This is a genomic window from Rhodococcus sp. WS3, from assembly GCF_003797085.1.
Taxonomy (GTDB): domain Bacteria; phylum Actinomycetota; class Actinomycetes; order Mycobacteriales; family Mycobacteriaceae; genus Rhodococcus_F; species Rhodococcus_F globerula.
Map to the genome: position 1 here is coordinate 485,461 of NZ_RKMA01000003.1, position 15,114 is coordinate 500,574.

The 15,114-nt window shown below is 61.6% G+C and carries 16 protein-coding genes; 11 read left to right on the forward strand and 5 right to left on the reverse strand.

The annotated features are described in order from the left end of the window. Positions 1 to 55: 55 nt before the first annotated feature. The gene (locus EEB13_RS23410) at positions 56 to 904 is read right to left on the reverse strand and encodes an aldo/keto reductase (RefSeq protein WP_092806665.1); all 849 of its coding nucleotides are present in this window, start codon (positions 902 to 904) and stop codon (positions 56 to 58) included. Between the two features lie 118 nt (positions 905 to 1,022). On the opposite strand from EEB13_RS23410, the gene EEB13_RS23415 reads away from it, so the two are divergent. From EEB13_RS23415 to EEB13_RS23425, 3 genes are all read left to right on the forward strand, one after another. Then, positions 1,023 to 1,619, forward strand: a complete 597-nt coding sequence (locus EEB13_RS23415; RefSeq protein ID WP_141486383.1) for a class I SAM-dependent methyltransferase — start codon at positions 1,023 to 1,025, stop codon at positions 1,617 to 1,619. Positions 1,620 to 1,650: 31 nt separating this feature from the next. After that, positions 1,651 to 3,282, forward strand: coding sequence for an ABC-F family ATP-binding cassette domain-containing protein (locus EEB13_RS23420; RefSeq protein ID WP_141486384.1), 1,632 nt, complete (start codon positions 1,651 to 1,653; stop codon positions 3,280 to 3,282). Between the two features lie 132 nt (positions 3,283 to 3,414). Continuing rightward, entirely contained in the window at positions 3,415 to 4,254 is an 840-nt protein-coding gene (locus tag EEB13_RS23425; RefSeq protein WP_141486385.1) for an aldo/keto reductase, read from the forward strand. A gap of 13 nt (positions 4,255 to 4,267) precedes the next feature. Here EEB13_RS23425 and EEB13_RS23430 read toward each other — a convergent pair whose 3' ends face one another. The 3 genes from EEB13_RS23430 to EEB13_RS23440 are packed head-to-tail and all read right to left on the reverse strand — an operon-like array spanning position 4,268 to position 5,711. Beyond that, positions 4,268 to 4,843, reverse strand: coding sequence for a TetR/AcrR family transcriptional regulator (locus EEB13_RS23430; RefSeq protein WP_141486386.1), 576 nt, complete (start codon positions 4,841 to 4,843; stop codon positions 4,268 to 4,270). Next, on the reverse strand, positions 4,844 to 5,257 hold the full coding sequence (locus EEB13_RS23435; protein WP_033234134.1) for a VOC family protein: 414 nt from the start codon (positions 5,255 to 5,257) through the stop codon (positions 4,844 to 4,846). A gap of 34 nt (positions 5,258 to 5,291) precedes the next feature. After that, positions 5,292 to 5,711 carry a hypothetical protein gene (locus EEB13_RS23440; RefSeq protein WP_045069090.1) on the reverse strand — a complete coding sequence of 140 codons (420 nt, stop codon included), beginning with the start codon at positions 5,709 to 5,711 and terminating at the stop codon, positions 5,292 to 5,294. A 92-nt stretch (positions 5,712 to 5,803) separates the two neighbouring features. Between EEB13_RS23440 and EEB13_RS23445 the strand changes: the two genes are divergently transcribed. The 8 genes from EEB13_RS23445 to EEB13_RS23480 all read left to right on the forward strand — a co-directional run bounded on the left by EEB13_RS23445 (position 5,804) and on the right by EEB13_RS23480 (position 14,372). After that, positions 5,804 to 6,115, forward strand: coding sequence for a helix-turn-helix transcriptional regulator (locus EEB13_RS23445; RefSeq protein WP_033234132.1), 312 nt, complete (start codon positions 5,804 to 5,806; stop codon positions 6,113 to 6,115). After that, positions 6,108 to 6,644, forward strand: a complete 537-nt coding sequence (locus EEB13_RS23450; RefSeq protein WP_033234373.1) for a hypothetical protein — start codon at positions 6,108 to 6,110, stop codon at positions 6,642 to 6,644. The genes EEB13_RS23445 and EEB13_RS23450 overlap by 8 nt, the downstream gene beginning before the upstream one ends. 35 nt (positions 6,645 to 6,679) lie before the next feature. Continuing rightward, positions 6,680 to 7,576 (forward strand): ABC transporter ATP-binding protein, encoded by an 897-nt coding sequence (locus EEB13_RS23455; RefSeq protein WP_033234131.1) that lies wholly within the window; start codon positions 6,680 to 6,682, stop codon positions 7,574 to 7,576. Continuing rightward, complete coding sequence (locus EEB13_RS23460; RefSeq protein ID WP_141486387.1) at positions 7,573 to 8,766, forward strand: ABC transporter permease; 1,194 nt, start codon at positions 7,573 to 7,575, stop codon at positions 8,764 to 8,766. Before EEB13_RS23455 ends, EEB13_RS23460 begins: the two co-directional genes overlap by 4 nt. A gap of 75 nt (positions 8,767 to 8,841) precedes the next feature. Further along, positions 8,842 to 10,329, forward strand: a complete 1,488-nt coding sequence (locus EEB13_RS23465; RefSeq protein WP_141486388.1) for an acetyl-coenzyme A carboxylase carboxyl transferase subunits beta/alpha — start codon at positions 8,842 to 8,844, stop codon at positions 10,327 to 10,329. Further along, entirely contained in the window at positions 10,326 to 11,390 is a 1,065-nt protein-coding gene (locus EEB13_RS23470; RefSeq protein ID WP_261984626.1) for a hypothetical protein, read from the forward strand. Before EEB13_RS23465 ends, EEB13_RS23470 begins: the two co-directional genes overlap by 4 nt. Positions 11,391 to 11,517: 127 nt before the next feature. Beyond that, a complete protein-coding gene (locus EEB13_RS23475; RefSeq protein ID WP_033234128.1) occupies positions 11,518 to 13,434 on the forward strand; it encodes a propionyl-CoA synthetase in 1,917 nt (638 codons plus the stop codon). A gap of 92 nt (positions 13,435 to 13,526) precedes the next feature. Next, positions 13,527 to 14,372, forward strand: coding sequence for a mycofactocin-coupled SDR family oxidoreductase (locus EEB13_RS23480; RefSeq protein ID WP_033234127.1), 846 nt, complete (start codon positions 13,527 to 13,529; stop codon positions 14,370 to 14,372). Between the two features lie 307 nt (positions 14,373 to 14,679). On the opposite strand, the gene EEB13_RS23485 is transcribed toward EEB13_RS23480, so the two are convergent. After that, complete coding sequence (locus EEB13_RS23485; protein WP_033234126.1) at positions 14,680 to 15,066, reverse strand: DUF1304 domain-containing protein; 387 nt, start codon at positions 15,064 to 15,066, stop codon at positions 14,680 to 14,682. Between the last annotated feature and the right edge of the window lie 48 nt (positions 15,067 to 15,114).

Genomic DNA, 15,114 nt, shown 5'->3' on the forward strand with positions numbered 1-15,114 from the left:
GGCACTCCCACTCGATAGTGGGAGTGCCGTTGCCTTATTGCAGGTATTCGTTGATCTAGCTCCCGAACACCGCCGGGTTCGGACCGATTCGACCGGCCGGATCATCAAGTGATCCAATGGCATTGATCTCGTCCGGCGTCAATGCAAATCCGAAGACGTCGAAGTTCTCCTTGATACGCGACGGTGTCACCGACTTGGGGATCACGACGTTGCCGATCTGCAGATGCCAACGAATGACAACCTGAGCGGCGGTCACGCCATGGGCGTCGGCGATCGCGGTGATGACGGGATCCGTGAGCAGAGTGCCTTGGCCGAGCGGACTCCACGCCTCGGTGGCAATTCCCTTGCCGGTATGGAAGGCGCGAAGTTCGGACTGGTTGAACTTGGGGTGTAATTCGATCTGGTTGAGGACCGGCACCTCGCCCGTCTCCCCGATCACCCGTTCGAGGTTGTCGACGGTGAAGTTCGAAACACCGATCGACCGCACCCGACCATCGGCCTTGAGCTTCTGGAATGCCTTGAACGTGTCGACGTAAAGGTCCTGCGACGGCACCGGCCAGTGGATCAGGTAGAGGTCGAGGTAATCGAGGCCGAGTCGCTCGAGGCTCGCGTCGAATGCCGCCAGCGTCGACTCGTATCCCTGATCGTCATTCCACAGTTTGGTGGTGATGTATAGGTCTTCGCGGTTGATACCGGACTCGGCAATCGCCTGCCCGACACCGGCCTCGTTTCCGTAGATCTTGGCGGTGTCGATACTTCGATAACCAGCCTGCAAGGCGGTTGATACGGCGTCTCGAGTTTGGTCGTCCGGCACTTGGAAGACACCGAATCCCAAAGCGGGTATGGCCTTGCCGTCGGCCAACACAATGCTCGGAACAGTGGTCACGTCTTGTGGTTCGGTCATACCCAGTCAACGCGGCAAACCGGTGGAGTGTTCCCGCGCATGCCCCCTTGTCCTGCCCGAAAACCCCGTCTACCTTGGAAGACACGCCTTGAAATCTCCTCGAGGGAAAGGGACGGCGATGAATCTTCCCTACCATCTCGCCTACAAAGTGGGAGTGACTCCGTGGGAGCACACCCGGCGAGGTTTTGACACCCAACTGTCCGCTCTACTCGACTTTGTCCCCGTCCCCGACAACGGACGTGCCCTCGACATCGGATGCGGAACCGGAAAGCACTCCATCGACATGGCAAAGCGTGGCTGGCAGGTCACCGGAGTCGACAACGAGCAGGAAGCTCTGGACAAAGCACGGATCCGGGCCCGCGAGGCCCACTCGAACATTCGGTTCCTGCATGAGGACGCAACCGATCTGCACATCGCAGTCGACCCGGGTCACATGCTGGTCCTGGACATCGGATGCTTCCACGGGCTGAACGATCACGAGCGCGGTGAATACGCGGAGTCCGTCAATGCCGTCACGGCACCGGAAGCGTCGTTGATCATGTTCGCCTTCAGTCCAGGCCATCGATGGCCGATGCCGCATGGCGTGTCGAAGGACGACGTCGCCCGAGCTTTCGACGGCTGGACCATGGTGTCGAGTGATCCGGCCGATATGGCCGATGCGCCGTTGCCTGCCCGTGCGGCCCATCCGTGCTGGTATCACCTGGTGCGACGCTGACGCTGTGCGCAGCACAAGGGATACTTCACCTGTGACTGCAACACTGCGCATCAGCGGACTCTCAGCTTCCCGGGGAGAACGTACCCTGTTCTCCGATCTCGATCTCACCGTCGCCCCCGGCGACGTCATCGGACTTGTCGGCGCCAACGGCGCGGGCAAGTCGACGCTCCTGACAGCGCTGGCCGGAACCGGAACCGCTGATGTGGAGGGGTCGATCACCCTCAGCCCACCCGACGCCGCTGTTGGCTACCTGGCGCAGGAACCCGACCGCATCGCAGGTGAGACCGTTCTCGAATTCTTGGGCCGACGCACCGGAGTCACGCACGCCGAAGACGTCATGAACGCCGCTGCGGAAACCCTCGCGGATTCCGCGGAAGACCTGTACTCGCCGGCGCTCGAGCGCTGGCTCACACTCGGCGGCGCAGACCTGGTGGAACGCGCGGAAAAAGTTGTCGACGAACTGGGCCTCGGAGTTCCCCTCGATGCACGCATGACGGCGCTGTCCGGTGGTCAGGCGGCTCGCGCCGGCCTCGCGTCGCTGCTGCTTTCTCGCTACGACATCCTGCTGCTCGACGAGCCCACCAACGATCTCGATCTGCGTGGCCTCGAGCAACTCGAACGCTTTGTCGCAGAAACGCGAGCGGCCCTTGTTGTGGTGAGCCACGACCGCGAGTTCCTTTCGCGCACCGTCACCGGAATCGTGGAACTTGATCTGGCACAACAGAATATCGCCGTCTACGACGGCGGGTACGAGTCGTACCTTGCTGAGCGTGAGATTGCTCGCCAGCACGCCCGCGAGGCGTTCGAAGAATATGCGGGCACCAGGTCCGAACTCGAAGATCGCGCCCAGATGCAGCGCAACTGGATGGAACACGGCGTACGCAATGCGCGCCGTAAGGCCAAGGACAACGACAAGATCGGCCGCGGATTGCGTACCGAGTCGACGGAAAAGCAAGCGGCCAAAGCCCGTCAGACTCAGCGCCGCATCGAGCGCCTCGACGTGGTGGAGGAGCCTCGCAAGGAATGGGAGTTGCGCATGGAAATCGCGGCCGCTCCCCGATCCGGATCTGTGGTCGCAACCACCAACGGCGCCAAGGTAACCCGCGGCCAGTTCACCTTCGGACCCGTCACGACGCAAATCGATTGGGGTGACCGCATTCTCATCACCGGCGCCAACGGCGCCGGTAAGACCACCCTGTTGAATGTCCTGCTCGGCAAACTCACTCCGGACGAGGGAATCGCTTCCCTCGGATCCGGTGTCGCTATCGGCGAAATCGATCAGGCCAGAGGGCTGTTCGAGGGTGATCAGCCGGTGGTCGAGGCTTTCGGTGCCCAGGTTCCGGAGTGGCCCGACGCCGACGTCCGTACTCTCCTCGCCAAATTCGGTCTACGCGGGCATCACGTGCTGCGGTCGGCAGCGTCCCTCTCCCCCGGCGAAAGAACCAGGGCGGCACTGGCTTTGCTCCAGGCCCGCGGGGTCAACCTGCTCGTGCTCGACGAGCCCACCAACCACCTCGACCTGCCGGCGATCGAGCAGCTCGAGCAGGCAATGGAATCCTTCGAGGGCACGTTGCTTCTTGTCACTCACGATCGCCGGATGCTCAGTTCCACTCGCAGCACCCGGAAGTGGCGTATGGACGACGGGCAACTTTTCGAGGAGTAGCAGTCCCGCGCTTGCGCAGACAACACGCGTGTGCAACTATTTATCCGGCGCACGCAATAGTTGCATGCGCGGCATAGGTCGCTGCGGCTCAGAAGGCCGTCGCTGCACCTCGAGTCTCGAAAGGCACCCACGATGTTGTCGATACCCGACCGCACACTGACCCACGGAACCACCGGCGAACCGATCACCATTCCGCAACTCGGATACGGCGTGTTCCAAGTTCCGGACGAGCAGACCGAGGATGTCACCGCTACCGCCCTCGACCTGGGATATCGCCACATCGACACCGCGTCGATCTACGGAAACGAAGCCGGCGTCGGCCGCGCAATCGCGGCCTCGGACATCCCCCGACACGAACTGTTTGTCACCACCAAATTGTGGAACGACGATCAGGGCGGCGACCGCACATTGGCAGCGTTCGACACCAGTTTGAGCAAGCTCGGCCTGGACTACGTCGACCTGTACCTGATCCACTGGCCGGCGCCGGGCAAGGGCCTGATCGCGGAGACCTGGGCGGCGTTCGAGGAAATCCTCGCGTCCGGACGTACCCGAGCAATCGGCGTCTCCAACTTCCTCCCCGAGCACCTCGATCTACTGGCAGAGCACAGTTCGATCACACCCGCCGTCAACCAGATCGAGCTGCACCCCAGGCTGGCACAGCACGCATCGAGGAAATACGCACAAGACCGCGGTATAGAGATCGAGGCGTGGAGCCCGCTCGGCCAGGGCACCATCCTCGATGATCCGACGATCGTCGACATCGCTGCGGCACTGGACAAATCGCCGGCGCAGGTCATTTTGCGCTGGCACATCGAACAGGGTCACACCGTACTGTCGAAGACAGTGACACCGCAGCGCATGCGCGACAACGCCGATATCTTCGACTTTGCTCTGAGCGCCGATCAGTCGGCAGCAATCGACGCGCTGAACACAAACACTCGTGTCGGTCCAGATCCGCTCGAATTGAACTGAGCCGAAAAAGAAATCACGATTCTTCGCGCGGTGCCAATGTGAGCAGGACCGTATCGACCGCCTGCTCCGCAAGGTGCACGTCCAGGGGCAAGTGCCGGAACAGCGCCCGATAATAGACTGGTGCTGCGAGTGCGTCGAGCACAAAACCCAGGTCGAAGTCCCCACGAATCTCGCCCCGGACGCGCGCCGATTCCAGCACTGCCGCAGTGGAATTGCGTCGCGGCTCGAAGAAGGACTCACGGAAAGTGCTGGCCAGTTCCGGGTCTGCCGCCAGGTCCGCAACCAGCGCTGGAAGCACGGAGCCGACAACGGTGTCCCGCAGTCCCACAACCACAGTCGTGATGCCGGCGATCAGATCGGCGCGAAGATCGCCGGTATCCGGCGTCGGATGGATACCGATCTGTCCGACAACAACATCGACAACCAGATGCCGCTTGGACGGCCATCGCCGGTAAATCGCAGGCCTGTGAATACCGGCTCTCGATGCGACTGATCCGATCGACAGCTCGGCATAACCCTTCTCTGCCAACAACTCCAAAGCCGCGGCAATGACAGCGTCGTCGATACGGTCGTCACGCGTGCGCACCATTTAGAGCACCGGCCGCGGCATGAGGACCAGGCGCCATCCGTCGGGATCCTCGAAGGTCATGCCGCCGTTCTCGATCCAGTACGGATTCTCGGACTCGACCGGTTCATGCCCGGCCTCACCCAACCGCTGGACCACCTCGTACATCGCAGACTCTCCGGTGAAGTACAGAACCAGCAGATTGTCGCGGGTCGGCGCCGGACATGGACTGCCATCCTCGTGAGTAGTGAATTCGAGGTGATAACTCGCATCCGGCAGCCCGAGCATGATGCCGTCGTATCCCGCATGCCCGGCAAATCGATACAACTCGGCAAAGCCCACACAATCGCGATAGAAGGCAATTACCTCGGCAAGCCGATCGGTGGGGCGCGCAATGCGCAGTTGAACAACGGGAAGTTCTGCGGGCCAGGACGTCATATTCTAAACGGTACAGTACGTACCGTAACACTCTCTACAGGCGATCGTTCTCCGGGAACGGCGCGTTGGGCATGAACCGCGGACGGGCAAAGAGCACCGACAAGTTGGTCGGCTGAGACTCCACCGGACGATCCGATCGATAGAGCAACGCCCGCTGCGGCACACTCACCCATTCACAAACGAAGATGTCGCCGATGCGCAGTACCGGAACGTGGGAACCGTCCTCGAGGCGAACCGTCACGTCGGCCTGCGCATCGGATTGCCCGTACACCACCCACCACGATTCACCCTCGACGTCGCCGGGCGTGTGCTGCCCGATGCCGACGACGGCACCTTTTTCCATCGGCGCGTGCCAGACCTCGTCCCGGCCTTGCGACCCCACGCTGTAGCTGCCGTCCTCGAGCACCTGAATCACAACGTGGGACTTCTCGAGCACCAATTCATCCGTAGCCATATCGCAAACCCTAATCCGATCGGCACATGCCGGCATGACTTCGGGATGCAGAATCCTTGATAAAACGTTGGGTTTTTACAACACTTTGATGCATGAGCCCAGTCCGGCGGGGAGCCTCGCTCCCCATCTTCAATCGCATCGGTGTACTTCGTGCCGAGCGAAAGATGACTCGGGCGCAGCTGGCACACCTTGTCGATGTAAATCCCCAGACCGTCGGCGCGCTCGAGCGCGGCGACCACTACCCCAGCCTGGATCTCGCGTTCCGCATCTGCGACGTGTTCGACCTCCCGGTGGAAGCGGTGTTCTCCCGCGCGGAGTTCGGCCCCCTGTCCACCGAGGTCTACCGACCGGGCCGGATCACCGAAGGGAGCGAAAAGACCAGTGTCCCAAACGAATCTGATTGAACTAAATCTGATCGACCGCTACCAGGCGCGCCGCACCAGACAGTTCCTGCAGCAAGAGGAAACTTTCCGGCATTGGTTGCCGAAGTGGCGCACCCGTCGGCGCCGACGGGTGCTCGTGACCGCGCTCGGCGTCGTATTCACCGCGATGATCGTCTTGGCAGTCGCTTTTCTTTTCAACACCACGGTGGCTCCCCTGCTCTGGGTGCCGCTTACATTCATATTTCTGCCCCTGTGGACATCTGTGCAAGTGGTCTCAGGGCGTCAGGGCGACGCGCCACGTGATGCGCTGGACGAATGGGAGATCCAGCAGCGCAACAGTGCCCGCTCGATCGCGCTGACCGTAACCCAAACGTTGGTCTTCATTGTCGCGATATTCCTGATTTTCACCTCGACAGTGGGGTGGAATGTAGAGAGACTGGCGTACTCGGGAGGTGGGATGGCAATCACCGCGATGCTGATCGGCGCATGTACACCGGCGATGATCATTGCCTGGACGCAACCCGATCCGGAACCTGGCGACACAGACTGACCGCAGTAGAACATTTCGACCTATGGGAAGGAACCATGCCAGCCACCCTCACGATCGACGGCATTTCGAAACGCTACGGCGACGTCGTTGCGCTCGACAACCTCAGCTTCGAGGTGCATCCAGGGGAGATCTTCGGGTTTGTCGGCAGTAACGGCGCCGGAAAGACGACAACCATGCGCATCGCCCTCGGTGTGCTTGCGGCCGACTCCGGGGAGGTCCGGCTCGGCGGCAAACCTGTCGACCTCGATGTGCGCCGCACCATCGGGTACATGCCGGAAGAACGTGGACTGTATCCGAAAATGAAGGTGGGCACCCAATTGTCCTACCTCGCAGAATTACACGGCCTGTCCAAGGCTGACGCACGGGCGGCAACAGAGCGCTGGACGGAACGCTTGGACATCGCCGGTCGAGTCAAGGACACCGTCGACTCGTTGTCGCTGGGCAATCAGCAACGTGTGCAACTCGCCGCCGCACTGGTTCACGATCCCGCGGTACTGGTGCTGGACGAACCCTTTTCGGGTTTGGACCCGGTAGCTGTCGACGTCATGAGTGAAGTCCTGGTCGAAAAGGCGCGCACGGGCGTGCCCGTCATATTCTCCAGCCACCAACTCGAACTGGTGGAGCGCCTGTGTGATCGTGTGGGCATCATCAGCCGGGGCAGTATGCGCGAGATCGGAACAGTGAACGAGTTGCGCGGTAAGGGAAATGCCCAGCTCGAAGTGCATGCGCCCGACGCTCCCGCCGGCTGGGCCGATCACCTCATCGGCGTCTCGGCAATCAGCCACGGCGGTGGACGGACGCTCCTGAGCGTCGACGCCACCGCTGACGATCAGCAGATCCTGCACGCTGCTCTGAAAACGGGCCCGGTTCACGAATTCACCCGTCGACGCCCGTCGTTGACCGATCTGTTCCGCGAGGTGGTTGCAGCGTGAGTACACAGTTGAGTGGGGCCCGCGCTGTGGGGTTGGTCGCGCGGCGCGAATTCACCACGCAGATAGCCAAAAAGAGTTTCCTGATCAGCAACATCATCATTCTGATCGCGATTGTCGGTGGCATCATCGGCATCTCGCTGTTCTCCGGCGGTGACGACAGCAAGTCCACGATCGGTGTGGTGGGCGATCAGTCGCTCTCGCAGACTCTTGTCACCACCGGCGACGCGATCGGAACTCCGGTAGAGGTGAAGGAGTACAGCGACGAGCAAGCAGCCCGCACCGACGTGAAGGACGGAAACCTCGACCTCGCAGTCGTACCGGGCGACGGCGGTAGCGTCACCGTCGTCACGAACAAGGAAATCGACACCAACCTGCGAGTGGTTGTCGAGAGTTCCGTTGCCCAGCAAGCGCAATCGACCGCGCTGACCGAGGCGGGAGTCGATCCGGCGCAGCTTGCCGACGCAACGGCAGCCGCCACGGTCACCGTCGATACTCTCGATCCGCCAGACCCCGAGCAGGGTCAGCGCATCGCGCTGTCCGTTGCAGCGGTGGCGCTGCTGTACATGCAGATCATGTTGTTCGGCACCTACGTGGCAATGGGTGTCGTGGAGGAAAAGTCGAGTCGTGTTGTCGAACTGCTACTTTCGACGCTTCGTCCGTTGCAGTTGCTGTGGGGCAAGGTACTCGGAATCGGTGCGGTTGGACTACTCCAGCTGGCCGCGTACGCGATAGCCGGAGTTGGCACGGGCCTGGCAACCGGGCTTCTGACTGTGACCGGAACCGCGATCGGCGTGCTGATCGGCACCATCGGCTGGTTCATTCTCGGGTTCGCATTCTTTGCCGTTCTCTATGCCGCCGCGGGTTCCATGGTGTCGCGGCAGGAAGACGTCAATGCCACAGCCGCACCACTGGTGATACTCATCGTGGCGATGTTCGGTATCGCGTTCTCCACCGTCGGAAATCCGGACGGAACTCTGAGCAACGTTCTCAGTTGGATTCCGCCGTTCTCCGCCATCCTCATGCCGCTACGGATCGCTGCGGGTGTGGCAACGCCATTCCAGATCGTGGGCACCATCGTGCTGATGGTGACTGTGACCGTCATCTTCTCGATGATCGCGGCAAAGATCTACCAGCGCTCCATCCTTCGCATCGGCAAGGTCGTCTCGTGGAAGGAAGCCTTCGGCCGCTGATCCGGTTTCACACTCACGCACTTCGCCCCGTAGGTTCGTCCGCAGCGAAGGTGCTTACCTGATACGGAGGGTGTTGTGCGAATCTCGGCCGAGGAATTACTGGCGCAGGTACTCGATCCAGGGAGCTTCGCCTCCTGGGACGTGGCGCCGCTCGACGTCCATCCCGGCCCGGAGTACGCCGCAGACCTTGCCAAAGCTCGGGAAAAGAGCGGTGCCGACGAGTCGGTAACTACCGGCGTCGGCACCGTTCGTGGGCGTCGGGTCGCGGTAATCGCCTGCGATTTCAGCTTTCTCGCGGGCTCGATCGGCGTCGCCGCAGCGGAACGAATCACGGCGGCCGTCGAACGTGCCACGGCAGAACAACTTCCGCTCCTGGCCTCCCCCACGTCCGGCGGAACCAGGATGCAGGAGGGCACCGTTGCCTTCGTGCAGATGGTCAAGATCGCCGCGGCTGTTGCACTCCACAAGGGGGCACATCTGCCGTATCTGGTTTACCTGCGCAACCCCACCACCGGTGGCGTATTTGCCTCTTGGGGATCGCTTGGTCACATCACCATTGCCGAACCAGGCGCACTGGTGGGCTTTCTCGGACCACGTGTCTACGAGTCGCTGTACGGCGAAAAGTTCCCCGAGGGCATTCAAACGTCGGAAAATCTGTACCGCAACGGCGTCATCGACGGTGTTGTGCCCGTCGAACGTCTTCGCCTGCTGGTCAATCGAGCACTGTGTGTTATCAGCGATCCCCCGGCGCCGTCAGCACCCGAATCCGCAGATGTTCCCGAAATCCCCGACGTTCCGGCCTGGCAGTCGGTGATGCTGTCCCGCCGCGCAGACCGTCCGGGTATCCGGCAACTACTGCGCCATGCTGCCACCGAACAGGTACCGCTCAGTGGCACGGGCCAAGGTGAGACCGACAAGACGATCCTGCTCTCGCTCGCCAGGTTCCGGGGTTACCCCTGCATCCTGCTCGGGCAGGATCGCAGTGGGCAGTCAACGCAGAACACCATGGGGCCTGCGGCCCTGCGTGAGGCGAGACGCGGCATGAAACTGGCGGAAGAACTACAACTTCCCTTGGTTCTCGTGATCGACACGCTCGGAGCATCGCTGTCCAAAGAAGCTGAAGAACGCGGACTGGCTCCCGAAATCGCCCGCTGCATAGCAGATCTCGTGATGCTTAAGACGCCCACGGTTTCGGTGCTTCTCGGTCAGGGCACTGGCGGCGGCGCATTGGCGCTTCTGCCGGCTGATCGGGTGTTGGCCGCACAGAACGGTTGGCTCGCCCCACTGCCACCCGAAGGCGCCAGTGCGATCGTGCATCGCGACATCACCCATGCTCCGCAGATGGCCGCGGCCCAGGGAATTCGATCGTCGGACCTTCTACGTGACGGCATCGTCGACGCCATCATCCCCGAACGGCCCGATGCGGCAGACGAACCCGTCGAGTTCTCCAAACGCGTCGGGGCGGCAATCTCTCACGAACTCGCCCTGCTGGCAACTGAATCCACCGTCGACAGAACCTCTGCGCGGATCTCTCGCTATCGTAATTTGGGGGTACCCCGGTGAATCCGAAGGCGACCGATCCGAACGTACTGACGCACAGCTACGACCGCGCCGCGCTGGCGCGCTTCGAAGTGTTCCTCTTCGCCTCGATTGCCACGGTGCTCATCACCCGCGCCTACCTCGCTGCCATGGGATATCCCCAGATCGGCGGCGGTGCACTGCATATCGCGCATGTTCTGTGGGGCGGACTACTGATGGCGGTCGCGATCGTCATGACAGCCATCACGGAAGGCAGTCGAATCCGCGACCGCGCATCGCTGATCGGCGGCATCGGATTCGGGTTGTTCATCGACGAGATCGGCAAGTTCGTCACGTCCGACGTCAACTACTTCTACCAACCCGCCATTGCCATCATGTACGTCGTCTTTGTTCTGTTCTACCTGGTAGCGCGTGAAGTGGTGATCCGGCGCGGCATGAACGACCGCCATCGACTGTCCATCGGCGCGCGAGCGCTGTCGGATCTTGCTCTCGGACAACTGGATACCGTTCACTACAACCACGCACTGCGCGTTCTCGACGGAGTCCGCGACCCCACGCTTGCCGACTTGGCCGGTTCGATCAGGGCTGGTCTGCACTCACACACCCCCACCGGCGACGGTATCGAATCGCGGATCACACAGTGGCGCAACTCGGTCTCGGCCCGCCTCGACGCCTTTGTCGGTCATCGAATAGTCCGCCGTGTCGTGCTGGCAATCTTTGTCCTGGACGCACTCAGCGCAGTGATCAGCGTCGTCGTCGCGTTTGTGACCGACGAAGAGATCATCGCGCAGGACATCTCCGATCTTGTGGTTCTGCTGTCGAGTATTACCGCCGGAATCCTGGTCATTCTCGGTGTGTGGTTCCTGTTCCGCGGACGCTACCTACGCGCGTTGCGACTGCTGCGGGCTTCCATCGTCGTCAACCTTCTCGTGACGCAGGTGTTCCTGTTTGCCCAAGATCAGTTCGGCGCCCTCACCGGATTTGTTCTCTCACTGTTCCTGCTCGCCGTACTCCGCGTCACGATTCGACGCGAGGAGGCAGAACTCGCGCCGGCTCCTGACCCCGCGCTCGAAACCCGCCACTGACCGACAAATCGAGCCCGTCCAGCGCAAAGGAACCTTCCCGGCCATCCTCAGCCCCAATCTGTCCCCTACCTGGCCTAAGGTGTTTCCCGTCACAGATGTTCCGAAGTTGAGGAAAGGACCCACATCGATGAGCGAGAGCCAGCCGGCGTCCCACACCACCTATGCCGACGCGTACCGCGAGAGCATGGACCAGCCGGAAAAGTTCTGGCTCGACGCTGCGCAGGCAGTCGACTGGGATGTGGCTCCCACTTCAGCTCTCGACGATTCCGCGGCGCCCGTCTACCGCTGGTTTCCGGGCGCATCGCTGAACACGAGCTTCAATGCTCTCGATCGCCACGTCCGTGACGGCCGCGGCGATCAGACCGCACTGATCTTCGACTCCGCGATGGTCCCCACCAAGGCCACGTACACGTACTCGGAACTGCTCGAGCAGGTGTCACTGTTTGCCGGTGTGCTTCGCGACCAAGGTGTTGTGGCGGGCGATCGCGTCATCATCTACATGCCGATGATCCCCGAAGCAGCAATTGCGATGCTGGCCTGTGCGCGCATCGGCGCAGTGCACTCGGTGGTGTTCGGCGGTTTTGCCGCGAAGGAACTCGCAACTCGTATCGACGACGCCGGCCCGGTTGTCCTGGTGACCGCGTCTGGTGGCCTCGAGCCGGGCCGCACCATCGAATATCTGCCGATGGTGGAGAAGGCTCTGCAGCTTTCCGCGACACCGGCGCACACCGTCATCGTGAAAAATCGTGAGCAGATTCCGGGTTCGGCGGCCGATTACAAGTCCAGTGGCGCAGCGTGGTTCGACTGGGACGAGCTGATCTCCGACACGACGCCGGCTGCTCCGGTCTCTGTCGCCGCTACCGATCCGCTCTACATCCTCTACACCTCGGGCACCACGGGTAAGCCCAAGGGCGTTGTGCGCGACAACGGCGGACACGCTGTTGCCTTGACCTGGACGATGAAGAATCTCTACAACATCTCCCCTGGCCAGGTGTGGTGGACGGCGTCCGACGTCGGCTGGGTGGTCGGCCACTCGTACATCGTCTACGGCCCGCTGCTCGCGGGAGCCACGACGGTCATGTACGAGGGCAAGCCCGTCGGAACGCCGGATGCCGGCGCGTTCTGGCGCATCATTTCCGAGTACAAGGTCTCGGCGCTGTTCACCGCGCCGACAGCAATCCGCGCTGTCCGCAAAGCCGATCCCGACGCGAAAGAGATTGCCAAGTACGACATCTCGTCGCTCGATACCCTGTTTGCCGCCGGTGAGCGCCTCGACCCCGACACGTACGAATGGGCGACCCGCGTTCTCGACCGTCCGGTCATAGATCACTGGTGGCAGACCGAAACCGGGTGGGCGATCTGCGCAAACCTTCGTGGCCTCGAACCCATGGCGATCAAGGCCGGTTCCCCCACCGTCGCGTGCCCCGGCTATCGCGTCGAAATCGTCGACGGCAAGGGCGAACTCGTCGAGGCAGGCACCGAGGGCAACATCGTGATCGGTCTCCCCCTTCCTCCCGGCACACTCGCCGGACTGTGGCGCGACGACGATCGCTACGTCAAGTCCTATCTCTCCACCTTCGACGGTTACTACCTCACCGGCGATTCCGGCTACATCGACGAGGACAACTACGTATTCGTCCTCGGCCGCAGTGACGACGTGATCAACGTTGCGGGCCATCGCCTCTCGACCGGCAGCATGGAAGCTGTTGTCGCAGGCCATCCCGCAGTCGCGGAATGCGCCGTCATCGGCATCCACGACGAACTCAAGGGACAGCGTCCCAGCGGCTACGTCGTACTCAAGTCCGGCGTCGACATCGATCCAGAGACGCTGCGCAAAGAACTGGTCGCCCGGGTCCGCGATCAGATCGGTGCCGTCGCCACGTTCCGCGACGTAACGGTGGTGGGCGCCCTACCGAAGACTCGTTCCGGCAAGATTCTGCGCAAGACCATGCGCCAGATCGCCGACAACGAGGAGTACACAGTGCCATCCACCATCGAGGACGCGACCGTCCTCGAAGATCTGACGAAACTCCTTCGCGGATAACAAATTTTCCGGTTCCCCTGCCCGGCACCGCCAGAACCCGCAAGATGAACATGTTCTAGGTTTCAGGTAGTCACACGGGCAGGGGATTCAACATGGGCACATTGGACGGACAGGTCGCATTCATTACCGGAGCGGCCCGCGGTCAGGGCCGCGCACACGCCGTGCGCCTCGCGTCCGAGGGCGCAGACATCATCGCAGTGGATCTGTGCTCACCGGTCGCGACAGCCGGATACGACATGGCTACCGAGGCGGACCTGGCTCAGACCGTCAAATTGGTAGAGGCGCAGGGCCGACGCATCTCCGCCTCCGTCGCCGATACCCGTGATCATGACGCGCTCAAAGCAGCGGTCGATGCCGGTGTCGAGAAGTTCGGCCGACTCGACATCGTCATCGCCAATGCCGGTATTGCCGCATCAGCGAAGTTGTCGTGGGATCTGAGCCCGGAAGAATTCCGTGAATTGATGGACATCAACGTCACCGGCGTCTGGTTGACCACAAAGGTCGCAATCCCCCACATCATGAGTGGCAACCGAGGCGGATCAATTGTGCTGATCAGTTCCATGGCGGGCCTGCGGGGCGTGCCGGGCATCGCCCACTACTCGGCGTCCAAACATGCCGTCCGCGGATTGGCGAAGTCATTGGCCAACGAGCTCGGCTGGGCCGACATCCGGGTCAATTCAGTGCACCCGGGCAACGTGCGCACCACGATGATCGACAACGAACCCATGGTTCGAGCATTCCGGCCAGATCTGGAAAACCCGGTTCTCGAGGACACCGCGCCCATCATGTCGAAGCTGAATCTCCTGCCGCATCCGTGGGTGGATCCCGAGGTGATCGCCGACGCGGTGTTCTATCTGGTGGGACCTGCCGGACGCGGAATCACCGGTATCGCGTTGCCCATCGACCTGGGCACGTCGGAAAAGTTCGCCGGCGGCTAGGCGGCTAGGCACACAAAATTGCCCCTGCCGGATGGGTCTCGAGCACCATCCGGCAGGGGCAATTCTCGGCTTGATCAAGCCTTCGTAGCAACAGAACAAGTAGTCGGCAACCTCATAGGCGCTCCTCGTCTGAAGTAGGAAACTCTTGTGTGGGATGCGCAACAAACCCAAGACCAGGATAGAAGCATTCTCGGAAAAGTGCGCGCCAATCGGCGGTATTTTTTCAGATTCGGACAAACGCGGCAAGCCTCTCACCACCTATTATCGAACCGGATCGGATCTTTTACCCATCCCGACCGTCCCACCCTTACAGCAGGTGGATCACCAACAAGATCACTGCGATAGCCGGGAACAGCATCTGAACGACCGCGGCGCGCGCTTTGTCCGGCGAAGACAGGATCAGGACAAGACCCGCCGCAACCATCGACCCGGTTCCCGCGAGAACAAGCGCGATTCCCACTGACGCCGAACCTGTTGCTGCGACGACAATGCCGATCACCGAGACGATCGCCAGGAAAAGGTTGTAGAAGCCCTGGTTGAACGCCAGCGGCTTTGTTGTCAGCGCTTCTTCCTCCGACTTCACACCGAATGTGGCGCGGGTCTTCGGCGCCGTCCAGAGGATCGATTCGAGGACAAAAATGTAGACGTGCACAACTGCGGCCAGTGCGGCGAAGATGTAGCCGGCGACGTTCATCGGTGGACTCCTGAGTTTCGGTGAATTCTGTATCGTTCGGTCCAATAT